The organism is Microcoleus sp. AS-A8, assembly GCA_039962225.1.
Taxonomy (GTDB): domain Bacteria; phylum Cyanobacteriota; class Cyanobacteriia; order Cyanobacteriales; family Coleofasciculaceae; genus Allocoleopsis.
In genome coordinates, this window is sequence record JAMPKV010000007.1 from 169633 (window position 1) to 188012 (window position 18380).

Annotated in this window: 14 protein-coding genes; 4 read left to right on the top strand and 10 right to left on the bottom strand. The window is 47.6% G+C overall.

What is annotated here, in order from left to right; translation table 11 throughout:
- Positions 1–164: 164 nt before the first annotated feature.
- The 3 genes from rpsR to NDI48_13025 all read right to left on the bottom strand — a co-directional run bounded on the left by rpsR (position 165) and on the right by NDI48_13025 (position 1257).
- Positions 165–380 carry a 30S ribosomal protein S18 gene (rpsR, locus tag NDI48_13015; protein ID MEP0832123.1) on the bottom strand — a complete coding sequence of 72 codons (216 nt, stop codon included), beginning with the start codon at positions 378–380 and terminating at the stop codon, positions 165–167.
- A 98-nt stretch (positions 381–478) separates the two neighbouring features.
- The gene (gene rpmG, locus NDI48_13020) at positions 479–673 is read right to left on the bottom strand and encodes a 50S ribosomal protein L33 (GenBank protein ID MEP0832124.1); all 195 of its coding nucleotides are present in this window, start codon (positions 671–673) and stop codon (positions 479–481) included.
- Positions 674–723: 50 nt separating this feature from the next.
- Positions 724–1257, bottom strand: coding sequence for an RDD family protein (locus tag NDI48_13025; GenBank protein MEP0832125.1), 534 nt, complete (start codon positions 1255–1257; stop codon positions 724–726).
- Positions 1258–1391: 134 nt separating this feature from the next.
- Between NDI48_13025 and NDI48_13030 the strand changes: the two genes are divergently transcribed.
- Entirely contained in the window at positions 1392–2690 is a 1299-nt protein-coding gene (locus tag NDI48_13030; GenBank protein MEP0832126.1) for a molybdopterin molybdotransferase MoeA, read from the top strand.
- Between the two features lie 123 nt (positions 2691–2813).
- On the opposite strand, the gene NDI48_13035 is transcribed toward NDI48_13030, so the two are convergent.
- Together NDI48_13035 and NDI48_13040 are read right to left on the bottom strand one after the other, a co-directional pair.
- A complete protein-coding gene (locus NDI48_13035) occupies positions 2814–3437 on the bottom strand; it encodes an HPF/RaiA family ribosome-associated protein (protein MEP0832127.1) in 624 nt (207 codons plus the stop codon).
- A 225-nt stretch (positions 3438–3662) separates the two neighbouring features.
- Positions 3663–5291 carry a serine/threonine-protein kinase gene (locus NDI48_13040; GenBank protein ID MEP0832128.1) on the bottom strand — a complete coding sequence of 543 codons (1629 nt, stop codon included), beginning with the start codon at positions 5289–5291 and terminating at the stop codon, positions 3663–3665.
- 540 nt (positions 5292–5831) lie between these two features.
- Here NDI48_13040 and pheT point away from each other — a divergent pair.
- From pheT to NDI48_13055, 3 genes are all read left to right on the top strand, one after another.
- Entirely contained in the window at positions 5832–8279 is a 2448-nt protein-coding gene (gene pheT / locus NDI48_13045) for a phenylalanine--tRNA ligase subunit beta (GenBank protein ID MEP0832129.1), read from the top strand.
- 296 nt (positions 8280–8575) lie between these two features.
- On the top strand, positions 8576–8845 hold the full coding sequence (locus tag NDI48_13050) for a YciI family protein (protein ID MEP0832130.1): 270 nt from the start codon (positions 8576–8578) through the stop codon (positions 8843–8845).
- A 156-nt stretch (positions 8846–9001) separates the two neighbouring features.
- Positions 9002–11614 carry a serine/threonine-protein kinase gene (locus NDI48_13055; GenBank protein ID MEP0832131.1) on the top strand — a complete coding sequence of 871 codons (2613 nt, stop codon included), beginning with the start codon at positions 9002–9004 and terminating at the stop codon, positions 11612–11614.
- Between the two features lie 439 nt (positions 11615–12053).
- Here NDI48_13055 and NDI48_13060 read toward each other — a convergent pair whose 3' ends face one another.
- From NDI48_13060 to NDI48_13080, 5 genes are all read right to left on the bottom strand, one after another.
- The gene (locus NDI48_13060) at positions 12054–13850 is read right to left on the bottom strand and encodes a tetratricopeptide repeat protein (protein ID MEP0832132.1); all 1797 of its coding nucleotides are present in this window, start codon (positions 13848–13850) and stop codon (positions 12054–12056) included.
- 171 nt (positions 13851–14021) lie between these two features.
- Positions 14022–14828, bottom strand: coding sequence for a uroporphyrinogen-III C-methyltransferase (cobA, locus tag NDI48_13065; GenBank protein ID MEP0832133.1), 807 nt, complete (start codon positions 14826–14828; stop codon positions 14022–14024).
- Positions 14825–15778 (bottom strand): sirohydrochlorin chelatase, encoded by a 954-nt coding sequence (locus NDI48_13070; GenBank protein ID MEP0832134.1) that lies wholly within the window; start codon positions 15776–15778, stop codon positions 14825–14827. Before NDI48_13070 ends, cobA begins: the two co-directional genes overlap by 4 nt.
- Before the next feature lie 108 nt (positions 15779–15886).
- Positions 15887–16618, bottom strand: coding sequence for a manganese catalase family protein (locus NDI48_13075; GenBank protein MEP0832135.1), 732 nt, complete (start codon positions 16616–16618; stop codon positions 15887–15889).
- Between the two features lie 363 nt (positions 16619–16981).
- Positions 16982–18355, bottom strand: a complete 1374-nt coding sequence (locus NDI48_13080; protein ID MEP0832136.1) for a serine/threonine-protein kinase — start codon at positions 18353–18355, stop codon at positions 16982–16984.
- Positions 18356–18380: the final 25 nt, after the last annotated feature.

An 18380-nucleotide genomic window follows, 5' to 3' on the forward strand; every position in this document is an offset into this window, starting at 1 on the left:
AAGGCTGAAGTGTCAAGGATGAAGAATGAAGGTCAGAAAAAATCTGGGTTCGTAGCCCTAATCTGATTGATCAAGGCTTTCCTTCATGCTTCATACTTTATCCTTCATACTTTTGTTTACACCGTCGATCTTGCTGGAATTGACTCTCTCACGGCAATGAGTGTTTACCCTTCTTTGTTAATGAAAGGTAGCAAAGCCAAAAGGCGTGCTCGCTTGATCGCTTGGGTCAAGTCTCTTTGTTGTTGAGCCGTCAGCCCTGTGATCCGACGTGGCAAAATCTTACCGCGTTCTGTAACAAACTTACGCAGCAGCTCGACATCCTTATAGTCGATCGGGTCGTCCGGTTTGATCGGAGAAAGACGTTTACGAAAGTAGGCCATGAGTTGTTGTTGGTTGTTATGGGTGAGTTGTAAGTGTCATAGGTCAGGGTTCAACGGATAACGTTGAACGGATTGACGACAATGACTAAGGACTAATCCTACTTGATTTCTTTGTGAACCGAGTGTTTGTTGCAGTGGGTACAGAACTTTTTGAGTTCTAGACGTGCTGTCGTGTTTCGACGGTTCTTCATCGTTGTGTAGCGAGACACACCGGGCGATCGCTTCTCAGGGTTGCTGCGACACTCCGTGCACTCCAAGGTGATAATAATCCGAACGCCTTTCTTGGCTGCCATAGTGCTATTTCTAGAAAATCAAATGGTTAGTTGAAATTACACACAAATTTCTATTTTTGCACGCGCCGTCTCACTTGAGCAAATATTTTTTTGAGACGGAGGTCGAGGGAAAATCCTCGACGTGTTTGTATCACAAGGGTTTTCGCCATGCGATCATGGAAAGCTTGCTGCGCTTCCTCATCAGCCAGGGCGCTACAGCAATCTGCCACTAAGGGAAATATCAGCAGCAACATGGAGATGCCGTTCGCTAGACCAATATTGAGACCCAGCATGGCTAAGAGGGCACAGAATCCAAGAATGCCTTCTCGTTTGGCTAAGGTCAATAGCCCAGGAATCTTGCTGTATTTAATATCCAGAACTTTCATGTCCAACGCCCAGCGCCCTAGACTCTGACCCTGATTACTGGATACCAATACCACCCGTAGAGCCGCCCATGATAACATAAAAACGACTATCTGAACGAACACATTGAATCCCAGGAGTGAGCTGACTAGCCAAACCCCTACAAAATCGATAAAGAAGGCAGCAGCCCGTCGCTCAATCGGCACCTTGGGAAAGCGGGTGTGAACGGGTTCAAGACTCATGAGATATTACCAAGTACGGGACTGGGTATTTTAATCTTAGCTTGACCCTAGGATTCCTCTCGGACTCGATTGACTGCGACTGTGTGCCGAGTTGAAATACACTGATGACTGTAGTCAGATCTGGGTTGATGGCAATGCTGCCAGCAAAAGAAGCGGAGTCAATCATTCTCGGTTTAGTGCAACCGTTTGACCAAAAGCTAGATGCCGAGATAGCAGAGTTATCAACGGCTACGGGTCGCATTCTCGCTTCCCCAGTGACGAGTGAGTTGGATTTTCCCCACTGGGATAATTCTGCAATGGATGGGTATGCCGTGCGCTATGCCGATGTGAAATCCTGTCATGCAGAGCAACCCGCTGTTTTGGAAATCATTGAAGAAATTCCGGCTGGAATAGAACCTCAATGTACGGTTCAACCGGGGCAAGCCTCTCGCATCTTTACCGGTGCTTGTATGCCCAAGGGTGCGGATACGGTCATCATGCAGGAGCGAACGAGGCGAGAGGGAACCCGTGTATTCATCTTAGAGGCAGCCAAACCACAGGCTTTTGTGCGTCATCGGGCATCGTTCTATCAGGCCGGAACCCCTCTGCTCCAACCCGGAATCACGCTGAATGCCCCAGAAATCGCTGCACTAGCCGCAGCGCAATGTACTACACTTTCGGTCTATCGACGCCCTCGTGTGGCAATTTTGTCCACAGGCAACGAGTTAGTCACCCCCGACCAACCCCTGCAACCGGGTCAGATTGTAGACTCTAATCAATATGCCCTAGCTGCCTTTGTAGCACTTGCGGGTGGAGTCCCTGTACCCCTAGGTATTGTTCGCGATGAGCCAGAGGCACTCAAAAAAGCAATAAGTCAAGCCATCACAACAGCCGACATCGTGCTTTCAACTGGTGGTGTTTCGGTGGGAGATTATGATTATGTCGATCGCATCCTAGCTGAGTTGGGTGCAGAAATTCACATTCGTTCCGTTGCCGTCAAACCCGGTAAACCTCTCACGGTTGCTACATTTTTCCCCTCATCACTTTCCCCCCTTGAGAAAGGGAGATCAAAACGTTCGGTGTTGTATTTTGGTCTACCGGGAAATCCTGTTTCAGCCTTGGTTAGCTGTTGGCGATTTGTGCAACCCGCTCTTTGGAAGCTTTCGGGTTTGCCTCAAGAGGCTTGGGAACCCGTATTTGTGCAGGCGCGATCGCTTCATGACCTCCGTTCCGATGGTCGCCGGGAAACTTACCTCTGGGGGCGTTTACAGTTAGACACGAATGGTGTGTACGAATTTCATCTGGTAGGTGGTAGCCACAGTTCTGGAAATCTGATTAACTTAGCGCAAACAACGGGGCTGGCAGTGGTACCCGTCGGTCAAACCTTAATTGCGGCGGGTGAATCCGTGCAAGTTTTATCCGTTGGTACATTCCTTGGCAGGGCTAATAGTTAGTAAGCTGTCGCGCCTATAACTTCCACGGGTTGGTAATGGGTAATCGCTCACTGATAGTCGGTGAAATTCTTTCTCTATTAACCCATTACCCATTACCCATTACCTATTTCATCCCTCAGTGGACTACTTCCAGCCCAGCGGCGGCTCGATGGCTTCTTCGCCCATGTTAGAAACGTTGGCACCCGGTTTGTCAACAATTTGTACGGTACTGGCGTGCAGTAGACCTTCTTCATCTTGTTGGGCAACATATCGCACGCCTGTCCCAACGGCTATGCGATCGAAGTCACCATTAATCACGCTGTTGCGGTGAAAGTAGATTTCTTCATCACTGTCTAGGCTCCTGATGAAGCCGTATTCCTGCTCAGGGAATAGCTTTGTTACCATCGCACCGGTTTCTTGTTCCGGATGGCTCTTGACCTCATCACGCTGTTTTTCGGTCAACTTGACCAGCTGGCGACGTGCGGCGTCAAAGGCACTGCGGATGACTGTTTCAAGTGGGTCGTACTGATCGCCCTCTCCGGGATTTTTGACGGCGGCTATCTCGTGTCCAGGCGGCACCGTGATGTCGATGCGTACTCGATAGGGAGAACCACTTCTGGGGCGATCGTGGGTTTTTTCAAGCCCCACACGGCAGCTACTCATGTGGTCGCATACCTGTTCGAGTTTAGCGACCTTTTCGTGGACTAACGCTTCAAGAGCATCAGTTTTGTCAACATCTAGATAGGTAATTTCTAAGGGAATTTGCATGATTATTTATCAATTCAGTTTGACGAAGGAGTAGGCTCATACTGGCTTGAGCCAAAGTTCTTTCTGCCAGCCTGCACTAGGCTGCACTGAACAAAAATAACGCCAACGACAATTATGCTAACGAGGCGATCGCTGGCTACATTTATACCGAATTACATAAATTTAGCGCTGGTTGTCAGTTATTTTTTTACCATTGACTGCTGATCCCTGACCCCTGAGAGCTAATTACCAAAAACCTCTCTTACCACTGGGTAACACAGTTGCCCAATTCGTCTTAGCCTGTGTCAGTTGCTCTTCACTGATTTTGGCATTGGAGAGATTAGCACCACACAGATTGGCTCCTTTGAGATTCGCATGATTGAGATAGGCATAGCTGAGATCTGCGCCTCTCAAGTCAGCTCCTTCCAGATCGGCGTAGCTCAAGTAAGCCCGACCCAAATTCGCATCTCGCAAGTTCGACCGATTTAAACTGGCTCGACCAAAGTCAGCATTCGATAAATCAGCTCCTTGGAAATTAGTTCTGGCCAACTTCGCCTGATGAAAGATTCCCCCAGATAAGTCAACTTTATGAAGATCGAGCCCGCTCAAATCCTGAGAGGCGAAATCTCTGCGACCTTTCATGTAAGCGGTTAAAAGACCATTAGCATCTAACTTGCTCGGAACTTTCGGCTTTCCGGTGGTAAAACCCTCGCTTTTGAGCAAATTGGCAGAACCGCGTTGGCTAGGATCACTCTGAGTACGCTGGCTCCCCGCTGTGTAGCTACCACCACTTTGTTCTTTGCGGGCGCGACGCGCTCGAATGGCCATTGCCAGCTTTGAGGTGGCCGTTGAGGGACTAGAAGGGGAACTCTTGTCGGTTAAGTCCCCAGAGTAGAAGGATTGGCTGCTTAAGCCTTTGCTCAAACCGGGTGGAGTATTCGGTTGAGTCGCTAAACCCTGGGTCAAACTATCGAGATAAGGCTCCAGGTCAAGCGCTCTCATGATGTCCGTGGCACACTGATAGCGATGGCGAACCGAAGCCTCCAGCATTTTTTTCAAGACTTCCGCAAAATGAGCGGTGACTTGAACGTACTTCTGCCAGACCATTTCGCCAGTTGACGGATTATAGTCTAAGTCTTTGGGAGATTTCCCGGTCAACAAATAAATGCAAGTCACACCCACGGCATAAATGTCACTGGCATAAACCGGGCGTAATGCCATCTGTTCTGGGGGGGCAAAGCCTGGGGTACCGATCGCAAAATTGGTCAATGCGGTCTGGTCTGAGGCGTTGTTCGTGACTGGATTAACTTGGTTTTTCACAGCCCCAAAGTCAATTAAAACCAGTCTGCCATCTTGATCGCGACGAATGATATTCGCCGGTTTAATGTCTCGGTGAATCACCTGCTGGCTCTGAATGTATTGCAGCAGGGGCAGGATTTCACTCAAGAAGTGTTTGACTCCAGCTTCGCTCAGCGGGCCCGACCGCCTGATTTCCTGTTGCAAGGTCGAGCCACTGATATACTCTTGCACTAAGTAAAACTGTTGGTTGTCTTCAAAATAATCCAACAGTCTGGGAACTTGAGGATGATTGCCAATTTTTCCCAGAGTTCTAGCTTCTCGCTCAAACAGCTCTCGTGCCATGGGGATAACATGAGAACCGGTTGAGGCTGGACGGAGTTGTTTGATTACACAACAGGGATCTCCAGGCAGAGATTCATCTTGGGCTAAAAACGTGGCTCCGAAACCACCTTGGCCCAAGGCTTTTTGGACGCGATAGCGATCACGCAACAACAATTGGGAACCACACGCCTGACAGGTCTCGACGTGGATTGGATTTTTAGGCTGAGGACAGGCAGGATTTAAGCAGTAGCTCATTCAGCGTCACCGATGGGGCGTTGTCCGTGCTGGGACGAAACCTTATGATTGAAGCACCCGGCTTAAGATACTTATTGACTTTTATGGGAAACGCACCGCCGAATGCACCCTTGCTTTGGCAAGCCTTTGAATGAAATCTGATTTAAAACCAGGATATCCTACTTTTCATCTAGACTTGGGGGGTATGTGACGCAAGTTTGCGTGTACTTCCCCGATTTCCTGTAAAGAGTTGCTAAAGTTATATCCATTCTATTGGAAGCTTCCATAAAGGTAGCAAAAGAAGGAGAGAAAAGGGCAGTGGGGGAGCGGGATATTGGGGCCGGAGCTAAGCTGAGGATCGGGGCTTGGAGCGGGAGATGACCGGAGTTCATACAAGGATGAGGATGGGAGATTGGGGAGTAGGGGAGAAAGGTTTTCGGACTATTCTTGAAAACTGATGAGAAACTGCTGCCGCACAGGTCTAGCGTGATTAACCCCATTGCCCCTCACCTTCTTGTTTGTAAAATAATCACATCTACGGTAGGTAAAAACTAGGAGTCAATGCGTATTTCTTTGAATTGGCTTCGGGAACTGGTGGACGTGACCCTAGCACCCGAAGAGTTAGCCGAAACCCTGACATTTGCAGGGTTTGAGGTAGAAGACATCGAAGACCTGCGAAAATTAGCGGATGGTGTGGTGGTGGGGAAGGTACTCGACGTACAGCCCCATCCCAACGCAGATAAGCTGAGGGTCTGTCAAGTGGATATTGGAGATCCCAATGGACCGTTGAATATTGTCTGTGGCGCGGCTAATGTCCGGGCGGAGGCTTATGTTCCGGTAGCCACCAGTGGCACTTACCTACCCGCGATCGATGTGAAAATTCGCGCCTCAAAACTGCGAGGCGTTCGTTCAGAAGGCATGATTTGTTCCCTAGCGGAAGTCGGCTTAGAAAAACAAGCCGAGGGCATTCACATCTTTGAGCAGGAAAATCTCCAGTTAGGGAGTGATGTGCGTCCTTTGCTGCACTTAGAAGATGTCATCCTCGATCTGACGGCAACGGCGAATCGCGCTGACGCCTTGAGTATGGTAGGGGTGGCGCGAGAAGTGGCGGCCTTGACGGGAGCTGCATTGAAGCTGCCACAAGCACCTGAACTTTCGCTCCCATCTGGGGGAGAAGGTTTGCATTTGAAAATCTCTGAGCCTGGTGCCTGTCCGGCTTACATGGGTACGGTGATCGAAGGGGTCAAAATTGAACCGTCCCCAGACTGGTTGCAACGGCGTTTACAAGCTGCTGGGGTGCGACCGATTAACAATGTGGTGGATGTGACAAACTATGTTTTGTTGGAATGGGGTCAGCCGCTACATGCCTTTGACCGCGATCGCCTTTTAGCCGTGGCTGGGAGCAATTCCCTCACCATCGGTGTTCGCCTCGCCACCCAAGGAGAATCCCTGAAAACGCTGGATGGTCAAACCCGAACCCTCCAACCCCAAACGTTGTTAATTACCGCGAACGACAAACCCGTTGCCCTCGCTGGGGTGATGGGAGGTGAAGACACGGAAGTTTACGAGGGCACTCAGAATATCGTTTTAGAAGCGGCGCTATTTGAGTCGGTGGCAATTCGCCGCTCTGCTCGCAGCCTTGGCTTACGCACTGAGGCATCTATCCGCTTCGAGCGGGGAGTGAATCAAGCGGAGTTCGGGATGGCGGCAAAAAGAGCGATCGCCCTGCTGACTGAGTTAGCTAGCGGCACCCTCACGTCACAATCCGTTGCCGACACACGGCCTGATCCCGCCACTTGGACACGCTCAATTGAGTTACGTCTTGACCGCATCAATCAGATTTTAGGTCCGGTGGAACTGGAAGACGAGATTGGCGAAATTATGCCAGAGGATGTTGAACGTATCCTCACCGCCCTCGGCTGTCAATTGCAGCGCGGCAAAGACGAGGAATCTATTCAATGGAATGTCACCGTACCCCCTTACCGCTATCGGGACTTGGAGCGGGAAATTGACCTGATTGAGGAAGTGGCTCGTCTTTACGGTTACAACAACTTCTGTGAGGAACTGCCGGATAAGACGGAACCCGGTTATCTCTCCCTAGAACAGCAGTTAATGCGGCAACTGCGAGAAGCCTTCCGGGCGGGAGGATTGACAGAATTAGTGCAATACTCTTTGGTTAAGCCAACAGACGACAAGCAAATTTCTTTGGCCAATCCACTGTTGACCGAGTATTCTGCCCTACGTACCAATTTACTGTCTGGGTTGATTGATGCCTGTCAGTACAACTTGGAACAGGGTAACGGTGTCCTCAATGGGTTTGAGATCGGTCGAGTCTTCTGGCGGGAAGAGGAAGGTTTCCAAGAAGCTGACGCCGTCGCTGGGATTCTGGGCGGCGATCCCACGCAAGGCCGCTGGGTGAAAGGAGGACAGGAGTCCCCCATGACTTGGTATGAGGCCAAGGGGCTACTAGAGAGCGTATTTGAGCGCTTAGCTTTGAAGATTGAGTATCAACCCAATCGGCAAGACAATCGCTTTCATCCAGGACGCACGGCTTCCTTGTGGCTTCAGGGAGAAAGCTTGGGGAGATTTGGGCAGTTGCACCCCCAGTTGCGATCAGAATACGGCCTGCCAGATGCCATCTACGCCTTTGAGCTGGACTTAGATGTGCTTTTGGATGCTCTAGCTCAGGAAGCAAGCCTGACCCCTCGATTCAAGCCTTATCCCACATTCCCAGCCTCTGATCGAGATATTGCCTTTTTCGTACCGGAGAAAGTCTCTGTGGCGGAAATCGAACGCACAACGATCAACGCGGGTAAGCCGTTATTAGAGTCGGTGCAAGTGTTTGATGAGTATCGCGGGGAATCGGTTCCTAAGGGACAGCGAAGTTTAGCGTTTAGGCTAGTTTATCGCGCAGGCGATCGCACCCTCGTTGCTGAAGAGGTGGAATCACTCCATCAAAAAGTGCGAGAATCTTTGGTGGAAAAATTCGGCGTCACCCTCAGAGTTTAAAAAGTTGATCTTGGTAATTGGTGATCATAGCGATTCTCGATTGGATGCGGCACACTCTGGCCTCTCCCTAACCCTCTCCTATGAGGAGAGGGAAGCGGATAATTTTGTTTACGAGAGAGGCTTTGATTCTTACTCCCGTAACCCTAGTAGGCACCGGAGCGACTGGAGTCGAAGGTGAGGATGAGCAGGTTGGGGGTTAGGTTATTCTCATGTACAAGCACGTAACATCAGAAACGCTATAGTTTTTTACCAATTACCAATTACCCATTACTAATTACCAATTACCCATTATCACTATGCCTAAATACGTACTGTGGGGAAGCTATTGCGAGGATGTTTTAGAAAAGCGTGCCCCTTACCGACAAGCTCATCTTGATGGTTTGGCGAAGCAAAAAGAGTCAGGCGTTTTAATTACAATTGGCCCGACCAAAGATGTAACTAAAGTCTTTGGGATCTATGAAGCAGAAGATAAAGCCACAGTGTGCCAGTTAGTTGAATCTGACCCATACTGGCAAAATGGGATTTGGACTGAATATGAGGTAAAAGAGTGGATTCAAGCGTTTTAAGGACTATGAATCGGTCGAAAGATAAAAAATATATTCTTCCCATCGATTATTTTCACTAAAGTGAAAGAACTCACTATTCCGGATTAGCCTTGACGATTACTGAACATAAGTCAAACTGTAGAAAAGTGTTGAGAATCATCAGTTGGCTGTATAAAAATGTCGAGCGATCCCAAGTGGAAATTCTGGAAACCTAACCCAACCTCTCCTCCAACTCAACGAACAAAGCATCAGACAAAGACAGGGACTTCAACGTCCGCAGGGTTTGAGCGCTGGTTTAAGACAAATGGGTTGGGTCACCTGTTGGTTGGGGTCTGGGCGCTCTCAGGCGCGATCGCAACGGCTCTGAATGGGAGTCTGGTGCAATCGATGGAACGACAAGCCCAGACGTTGTTCTTCCAACTCCGAGGTTCAGTCCCAGCCCCAAACAACATTGTGATTTTAGCGATCGATGATGACTCCATGACTCAATGGCAGAATTCGTATCAGGTCGATCCTAAAAGCGCAGTGGACTTGGAGGCGATCAAAAATTGGCCTTGGAAACGCGAGGCATATGCCATTGCCATTGAGCGAGTCATGGCGGCTGGAGCAAAAGCTGTCGCGTTAGATATTGTTTTGGATCTTCCCAGCAGTTACGGTGAGGCAGACGATGCCGCATTGCAACGGGTACTGCAAAAGTATGCAGGTCGAGTCACCCTAGCCGCCAGTTACGAAGAAGATGAAACTCGACCGGGTGATTCGACTAAACTCCTCCAGCCTGGTTCTTTCCTTCAAACAAATCCAATGTCTGTTGGTTCAATTAACTATTTTATTGAGCCTAATGGCAGGATTCATCGTCACGGTAAGGAGTTTCCTAAACGTTTAGCGCAACAATATTCAGACCCCGAACTGGCAAAAGCCTTTGCTCAAATTGTTGCCACAGTTCCCTCGTTTGATGAGGCAATCTTACAAGCGGCTGGACTGCGTTACCCTCAACCGCAAGGTGACACAATTTTCTTCTATGGTTCCGCCAATAGCTTTGAGATTATTCCATTCTGGAATGTCCTCGATCCCAGTAACTGGAATAGCTATCTCCAACAGGGACAGTATTTCAAAGACAAAATTGTCCTAATTGGGCCAACAGCAACTTTATTGCAAGACTTTCACCCCACACCTTTTTCGGAAAGCTTGTGGTATCCCCAACGGATGAGTGGAGTGGAACTCCATGCCCATGCGATCGCCACCTTACTACAGGGACGTTCCATTGCGGAAGCCATACCTAATCCCTCGCACAGAGGGATGTCCGTCTTCATCGGGGTTGTTGGGGCGGGATTTTTAATCACGAGAATCAAGAACCTGCCAGTGCGCCTCGGATTAGCCGCAGGGGCGGTATTCGCCTGGGGAGGAATGAGTTATGCCTTGTTTGTTTATAGTCGTGTCATTTTACCCACTAGCATTCCAGTATTAGCGATCGCACTCTCATCCCTCTCTTACGGCACCCTTGGCTCAATTCGGGATTATTTCAAGCAACTCAAAATCCGTCGCACCATCAAGCAATACTCTTCCTCACCCATCGTTCGGGAAATGATCTCTCAGACGGACGAATTTGAAGGACTCTTGGAAGAGAGGGAACTGGATATGTTGGGCACTCTTTTAGGTGGGCGCTACAAAACCATCGACCCACTCGGTTCGGGAGGATTTGGTAAGACCTGGATCGCAGAAGATACCCAACGCCCTGGTAATCCTCGATGCGTTGTTAAGGTACTCAGCCCTGCTAGTAATAATCCCAAAATGTGGGAACTCGCACGACGGTTATTTATCAAAGAAGCTGAAATTTTGGAGAAGCTGGGTCAACATGACCAAATCCCTCAACTGCTTGCTCATTTTGAAGAAGGTATCGAATTTTGTTTAGTTCAAGAATTGGTTGTTGGTCGTCCTCTAACCCATGAACTGCCGATACTGGTGCCACTTTCTGAAGCCAAAGTCATTGAGATTTTGCAAGAGCTTTTAGTGGTTTTGAAATTTATTCACTCTCATGGAGTCATTCACCGAGATATTAAACCCGACAACATTATCCGACGACAATCTGATGGCAAATTAGTTCTGATTGATTTTGGCGCTGTTAAAGAACTCAATATTCAATTAACCGAGGGTGAACAACAAACGGAATTAACGATAGGAATTGGCACAAAAGGTTATATGCCTAACGAACAAGCCGCAGGCAATCCAAAATACAATAGCGACATTTATGCTCTGGGCATGATTGCGATCCAAGCCTTGACTCTAACTCATCCTGCTCACTTGCCGTCTAGCCCTGTAACCGGAGAAGTCATGTGGGAGGATCAAACAACCGTTAACCCTAAATTGGCAGCGATTATCAAGAAAATGGTTCGTTACAATTTCCGCGCTCGCTATCAGTCTGCAACAGAGGTATTGGAAGCGCTAAAACCCTTGAGTGCAGCGTTGCCTCCAAATTTATCTAACAGTTCTAAGGTCAAGGATAAAGCACGTAGTAACTCTTCCTCCTCAGAGGATACTCCCTTGCAGAATCCTCGCGATTCAACACATATATGGTCTGAGGCGGCTACACCTCAAGATGTGCAGGATTCAACACATATATGGTCTGACGCGGCTACACCTCAAGATGTGCAGGATTCAACACATATATGGTCTGACGCGGCTACACCCCAAGACGATGCAGAAGACTCGACACATATATGGTCTGACGCGACTACACCGCAAGACGATGCAGAAGACTCGACAATGTCTAAAAAGGATCAGGCTGAAGAATGATCAAAGAAACATGACGAGAATTTCTCCCAATCTCCCAAGCTCCTACTTAGGAATAAAATCTCAGCGTCTATGACAGCTATCACCTAACCCAACGATAATCATCACCAATTCTCAAAGCCTTTGATCACCTGTCGTTCAGGATAAATCGTAGATATTTAGGCTACGAGCAGTTGAGCCGTAATTTAGCTGCTTTTGGAGGAGTTGGTGATGCTTGAAAAAATACTTTTATCCATTACAATCACGTTTTCGCTCTATGTATCAGCACAATCGGGTGAACTCAATAAAACCCCAATGTTTTCAGTTGTAGAAAAGCCAATCATCTCAGCGCCAACGATGAGCGAGTGGCGCTAGTTCTTCAGAAATTAGCAGATAATAAGGATTCATAGAACGAAAGAAGCCCCTATGCCTAAAATTACGGTTAGGCTATGAGCTTTGGAGACTATTGTTGAAGTTTTTTGAGCTGAAACTGAGCATCGTTATAGCCACCAATCCTGCCATTATTTAAAAAGAGTCTGGAAGCTTCCTGAAAATCGGTGATCGCTTCCGACTTATTGCCTACCGCCACATGAGTTAAGGCTCGACCATAGTAAGCAAAAGCATTTTTGGGATTAAGCCGAATCGCATCGGTGTAATCGGCGATCGCACCTTGCTCATCTCCTAAATCCCGGCGAGCATCCGCTCGATTACTATAAGCAATACTATTATTAGAATTCAGCCGGATTGCTTGGGTGTAATCTTCCAGCGCGCCTTGCTTATCTTCTAAATTGCGGCGAATATCTCCGCGATTACTATAAGCCGTGTCGTTATTCGGATTAAACCGAATTGCTTGAGAGCAATCTTGGAGGGCATTTTGATAATCTTTCAGATTGAAGTAAGCAATACACCGATTATTATAAGGTTCGTCCTTGTTGGGATTAAGGGCAATGGCCTGGGTACAATCGACGATCGCATCCTGATAAGCGCTCAGATTTAACCGCGCACTACAGCGATTGGTATAAGCTGCCGCATTCTTGGGATCGGATTCGATGGCTTGGGTGTAATCTTCCACCGCTCCTCCATAATCTCCCAACAGAAATCTGGCTCTGCCTCGACTGTAATAAGCCTGAGCATTCTTCGGTTCTAATTCCAGCGCTTTGGTATAGTCCTCCATCGCCTCCCGTTGCTCACCGGCCTCAGAGCGCGCTAGTCCCCTAGAAACGTAAGCCTTAGCCTCCTTGGGATTGAGTCGAATCACCTGATTGAGGTCTTCAATCGCCGCTCGATAATTTTTCAGTTCAAAGTAAGTAATACCCCGTTTATAGTAGGCATCGGCATCATTTGGCTGTAGGCGAATTAAGTGGTCAAAATCCTCAATTGCGCCTTGCCAATCTTGCAAATCGTAACGGGCAAGCCCCCGATTATAATAAGCCCCCGCTTTATTTGGTTCGAGACGAATCATCTGGCTGTAATCTTCAATTGCCGCCTTATAATCGCCTAAATCGTAGTGAGCATTTCCCCGGTTGCCATAAGCTAAGGGATCGTTTGGATTGAGGCGAATAGCCTGGTCAAAATCCTGAATCGCTCCTCGGCGATCCTCTTTCTTCAGTTTTTCAACACCTTGGTTGTAATAAGATTTGGCATTGGTCTGATTTTGACTTTGAAGCAATACTATGAATCCCGCAACAAGCGCTAGAACGGCTCCCCCTGCCAGAATCAGCCAGAGGAGTTTGCGAAACCGAGGTTTTTTCGGATGAGGAGCAGGGGGAGGAGGGGGAGGAGGGGGAGACGGCTGTACACTGTCAATCTCTGTATCGGGTGCTTCTGGGGGAGAGGCAGGTGTCGGTGATTGTCTGTGTGTCGGCGTATTGGTCGAACCCAACATCTTGAACATTTCTTGTAACCGAAGAACGCCTTGGTCTTCCGATTGCAGAGAACTGGATTCGGTTTGCGAGTTTAAGGGATGACCCGGAACATATTCTTCCACCAAATAAAACTTTTGGTCTTCCACAAAATAATCTAATATCTCGGAAGACGGATGATTTTGTGCCAATCGATCCAAAACATCTGGCTTCCGTTCGAGCAAAAATTGCAGACGGGTCAAGGCAATCGAGTTTTTCTTGGGCAGCTTTAACTGTCTAATTACACAAACCGGAAAATCGGGATGGTGAATATCTGCCGCCAGATAGATGAGTCCCGAAGTCCCTGAGCCTAAAACCCTAACGATGCGATAACGATTATTTAAAACCTGATTGATCATGACTTCGTCAGTCCCCCGCCCCTACTTAAGCGATTGTACGAGAGAAAACGATTGGGCTAGAATCTCAGGTGACACGCTCAAGGGTTGCTGCCATACGCCTTAAACATACCAAATTCAAAGTACAAACCTCCTGTAGGAAGAGGCTTTTGTGTTTTTTTTACTGAATTTTGCTTAATTTTGGATTTTAGGGTGTGCTACCGCTGATAAAACATGATGTAACTGAACGACATCCCCAATCACGGCGATCGCAGGAGCTTCAAATTGTGTCTCCTCCACTTGGGCGACAATCGTTCCCAAACTGCCGAATAGTTCTTCCTGATCGGGTCGCGTTCCCCAACGAATGAGTCCAACTGGCGTCTGGTCACTCAATCCCGCTTCCCTGAGTTCGCTAACAATGTAGGGTAAATTGTGAACCCCCATATAAATCACAATCGTTTCTGAGCCATGGGCGATCGCACTCCAATTTACTTTGGGGCGATACTTTCCTGCCGACTCATGACCCGTGACAAATGTCACGGAGGAACTATAAGCACGATGGGTTAAAGGAATTCCGGCATAAGCTGGAGCGGCAATTCCCGAAGTCACTCCAGGCACCACTTCCACCGCTACCCCTGCCTGTAATAAATCCTCCATCTCTTCGCCGCCGCGCCCGAATACAAATGGATCACCTCCCTTAAGTCGCACTACCACTGCATGGGACTGCGCCTTTTCAATCAATAGCTGCGTCGTCTCCTCCTGAAACTTAGAATGACGCCCTTTGCGCTTCCCCGCATCAATTTTTTCAGCTTGGGGATTAATCATGGCTAAAATTAGGGGACTAACCAGAGCGTCATAAATCACCACATCCGCACACTCCAACAATCCCTTCCCTTTCAGCGTCATCAGCCCAGGGTCTCCTGGCCCTGCACCCACCAGATAAACCTTACCCAAAACTCTGTTCCTCTCTACCTCTGTGCTGTCTGTGACTCTGTGGTTCATGGCTCAATCAAATCCACAATCAAATTTGCCAATATATCACTTGTGCCAATCGGCTCACCCAAAGTTAGTTTTACGGTAGGAAACTCGGTCTGTAAAATGTCAAGCTTTTGTGCGATCGCATCCGTAATTCCCCCTGGAAAAAGAAAGTAAGGCAAAATCCCAATTCGCTTGTGACCCCTTGCCACCAAAACTTTAATCTGCTCCTCCAGCGTTGGCTGTACCGACCAGTAAGCCGCCACTGCGCCCAATTCCCGTGCCACAGCCTCTACCGGCTGATTCCCACCCACACGTCGGCTCCCATGAGATAACAAAATCTTAGCGTCCGTGTCTACCCCGGACCATTGGCTAACCAACAGTCTGCCTAAACCGGGGTGATCACCAACGTGAGGGCGCATGTTGAGTACCACCGCTTCACCCAAATCTCGCTGTGCCAGCGCCACTTCTGCGGGGATATCCTCCCTCACATGCACTCCTGGTAGCAGAAATAACGGCAATAACTGGATCTGATTGCAAGCACCCGCAACAGCCGTCCTGGCAAATTGCCGAATTTGCTCGTGTAATGGAGTATCAGCCAGTTCCAAGGTCGCTGTCCCTACGAGGGGATACTGACACTTACGACTCACCACTGTTGGCGTTACTGGCTTGGCTTCAGCTCGTTGTAAGACGCGATTCGCCTGGAAAGACCCATCGCGATTTCTAGGCAATAACTCTTGATTAGGGACTAAGGGCTGGGATAAGGGGGAGTTCAGGAAATGCATATACTGGATACCCCCTGGTTCTCCTTGTCGCCAGCGCCTAGTTTCCAACTGAGAGCGTACTTGCTCCGCCAATCTTTCCATAGCCTGATGGGGGCGCGGATCGCGACTACCATGAGAAATTAGGAGATAAGCCGATGATAATGGCAATGCTATCTTTAAAATTTTTAATTCACCTCGTACAATTGTAAGCACTATTATTAGTAATTCTGTATCAAAGACTTCTAATTGAGCGCAAAGCCGGAAAAGTCAGGGAAGTATGAATCCCCTGACTTTTCCGGCTTCTATAGGAGGAGTTAGCGATTAATTAGCGTGTTGCTTCATCTGCTCTAGCGGATTGGCAATATACTTAAAATTCGGCTCCGAATTCCAAGGGCCACGCTCATCTGAACCATGATTGGTTGGTGCAAGAGGTTCTCCTTGACCATCACTGGACAAGTTGAAGTAAAGATTGACGGTTTCATCCGGCTGAATATTGCCAAAGAAGGGGTCAGTGAGTTTACCCAAGGACTCCAATGCCTTCATAAACATCTGGGTATGAGAAATCTCACGGGTTAGGAGAAAAACGAGAGTATCTTTGGTTCCTTTATCCGGTGCCATTTTAATCAATTCTTCGTAAGTCTGACGTGCTCCTGCTTCAGCGGCAATATCACAGCGCAAGTCACGTACAACATCACCCCCCTCATTGATGTATTTAGCTGACCAAGCATTGCCTTGAGAGTCTAAAAAGTGGGGACCAATGCCTCGCAGGGAAAACAATGTACTCTTATAGGCTTCTGTTTGGTCTGTATTTTTGGTGTGACTTTCGATGAGTCGGCCAACTACCTCTAAATGGCTAAACTCTTCTATGGCAATATCTTGGAGCATATCCCGAATACCGGCGTTTTCACAATGAAACGACTGCACCCAGTATTGCAAAGCGGCTGTAAGCTCACCCGTGGCTCCACCAAACTGTTCTAAAAGCAGTTGGGCAAACTGAGGATTGGGTGCATCGACTTTTACCGGATGCATGATTAGTTTTTTGTGAAAAAACATGATGTGTAAATCTCCTTTATTGTGCTGAGGGAATGAGCCATTGTCAATTGGGGATTAACCCAGTTTTTGTCATCAACTCTTACCCTTTTAAGGCTTCTGAAAATCAAACAAGAATTACGGATGAAGCCGTAATTAGCTATTAAACCAAAATTTCACTTTTCCAGCTTAAGTTAAGGCTATCGCCCTAACCTGCATCATCAGATAGAGTTGGCTATCTGAACTCTATAACTAAAGAATGAGATTTAGAGATATTTCTAGCCGTGGCAATTTTCGGTTGAACGGAAATCAGGGTAATCGGTAATGGGTAATAGAGATAATGTCTAGATTCTGAGCAATAACCAACGACGCAAGACTATACAAAAGCTAAGTAATGCCGCATTCTTCAAGTTTTTCGGCTAAAACACTGGCATGATTCCACCAACAGTAGCCACCAATCCATCGCCGTGAGGGCAAATGTCCTATCGGTGCTCTCCGATTAAATGTTAATGAGGAATCGAGATCAGACGGATTGTGGATAGGCCAACCCACGCGCTCACAAAAACTGGGATAATCTTTTCCTACATCTTCATAGATATACTTCTGGATGCTTAAGCCAAAACGCCTGTTACTGTACTTGACCCAAAGCTGGTCAATGAGCCACAAATCCTCACAGGGCAATTTTTCAATATCGCCACTGGTTAGGTAATAACCCAATCGCTTGCCTAACGCTTGACACAGAAGAATCCAGGTTTGTTGGTCTGCTTCTTGCCATTTATTTCGGGTTAATAAATTTTGCAATAACGTGTAGTCAACACCTACTTTTGAAACTAAAGCTTGACCATTAATCCCGCGTTTATGATTATAGATTATTTTAGGATTGAAATTCAAATATTGCAAGACAGAATCAGCTGATTTAAAGCGATCTTTAATCGGATTTTGCAATAACTTATCCAAGATTTTACCCAGCCGATCGCTTACACGCTTTTCCGATGGCAAGAAATCACGCCACACCCAACAGCCATTAATTGAATCAAACAAATCCAGCGGCGAAATCTCAGTTAGCAAGTGGATACAAGTCACACCTAAACTATAGAGATCACTCGCAGGAAAGACTTTTCCTTTAATCTGTTCGGGGGGCATATATTCCGGACTGCCCGTAATTGTGCCTGTTTGCCAGAAGGCTGTATCAGAAAGAAGCTTAGCCACGCCAAAATCAATCAATACCAATTTTTTATCCTCGCGACGGCGGATAATGTTGGCGGGCTTAATATCCCGATGAATGACTTTATTGCCATGAATATATTGTAAAACTGGTAACAGATCTTGCAATAATTGCCAAATTTGTGCTTCGTTATAAGTACCTTTAGCTTCTAATTCTTGCTTAATAGTTTGTCCATTAATTAACTCCTGTACCAGATAAAGCTGTCGATTTTGTTCAAAGTGTGCCCAAAGAGTGGGAATTTGGGCATGTTTGCCCAGTTCATCTAATCGCACGGCTTCTTGCCGGAACAGTTCCGTGGCTTTTTTGGCAACCAAACTGTTTGGATGCTGAAGGTAGAGTTGCTTAATCACACACTGAGGTTTGGAGGGAATATGCTCATCCACCGCTAAAAATGTTTTGCCAAATCCACCAGAACCAATGGGTTTAATCGAGCGATATCGCTCTTTGAGCCATAATTTAGTGCCACAGCTGAGACAATATCGAGCTGAATCTGGATTTTGAGGAGAAAGACATCCAGGAGTGACACAATAAGTCATGGCTAATGTTGTAAGAGCTTAGGGG

Coding starts and splice junctions, on each gene's coding strand:
- rpsR (MEP0832123.1), bottom strand. CDS start 380: ATGGCCTACTTTCGTAAACGTCTTTCTCCGATCAAACCGGACGACCCG.
- rpmG (MEP0832124.1), bottom strand. CDS start 673: ATGGCAGCCAAGAAAGGCGTTCGGATTATTATCACCTTGGAGTGCACG.
- NDI48_13025 (MEP0832125.1), bottom strand. CDS start 1,257: ATGAGTCTTGAACCCGTTCACACCCGCTTTCCCAAGGTGCCGATTGAG.
- NDI48_13030 (MEP0832126.1), top strand. CDS start 1,392: ATGCTGCCAGCAAAAGAAGCGGAGTCAATCATTCTCGGTTTAGTGCAA.
- NDI48_13035 (MEP0832127.1), bottom strand. CDS start 3,437: ATGCAAATTCCCTTAGAAATTACCTATCTAGATGTTGACAAAACTGAT.
- NDI48_13040 (MEP0832128.1), bottom strand. CDS start 5,291: ATGAGCTACTGCTTAAATCCTGCCTGTCCTCAGCCTAAAAATCCAATC.
- pheT (MEP0832129.1), top strand. CDS start 5,832: ATGCGTATTTCTTTGAATTGGCTTCGGGAACTGGTGGACGTGACCCTA.
- NDI48_13050 (MEP0832130.1), top strand. CDS start 8,576: ATGCCTAAATACGTACTGTGGGGAAGCTATTGCGAGGATGTTTTAGAA.
- NDI48_13055 (MEP0832131.1), top strand. CDS start 9,002: ATGTCGAGCGATCCCAAGTGGAAATTCTGGAAACCTAACCCAACCTCT.
- NDI48_13060 (MEP0832132.1), bottom strand. CDS start 13,850: ATGATCAATCAGGTTTTAAATAATCGTTATCGCATCGTTAGGGTTTTA.
- cobA (MEP0832133.1), bottom strand. CDS start 14,828: ATGAACCACAGAGTCACAGACAGCACAGAGGTAGAGAGGAACAGAGTT.
- NDI48_13075 (MEP0832135.1), bottom strand. CDS start 16,618: ATGTTTTTTCACAAAAAACTAATCATGCATCCGGTAAAAGTCGATGCA.
- NDI48_13080 (MEP0832136.1), bottom strand. CDS start 18,355: ATGACTTATTGTGTCACTCCTGGATGTCTTTCTCCTCAAAATCCAGAT.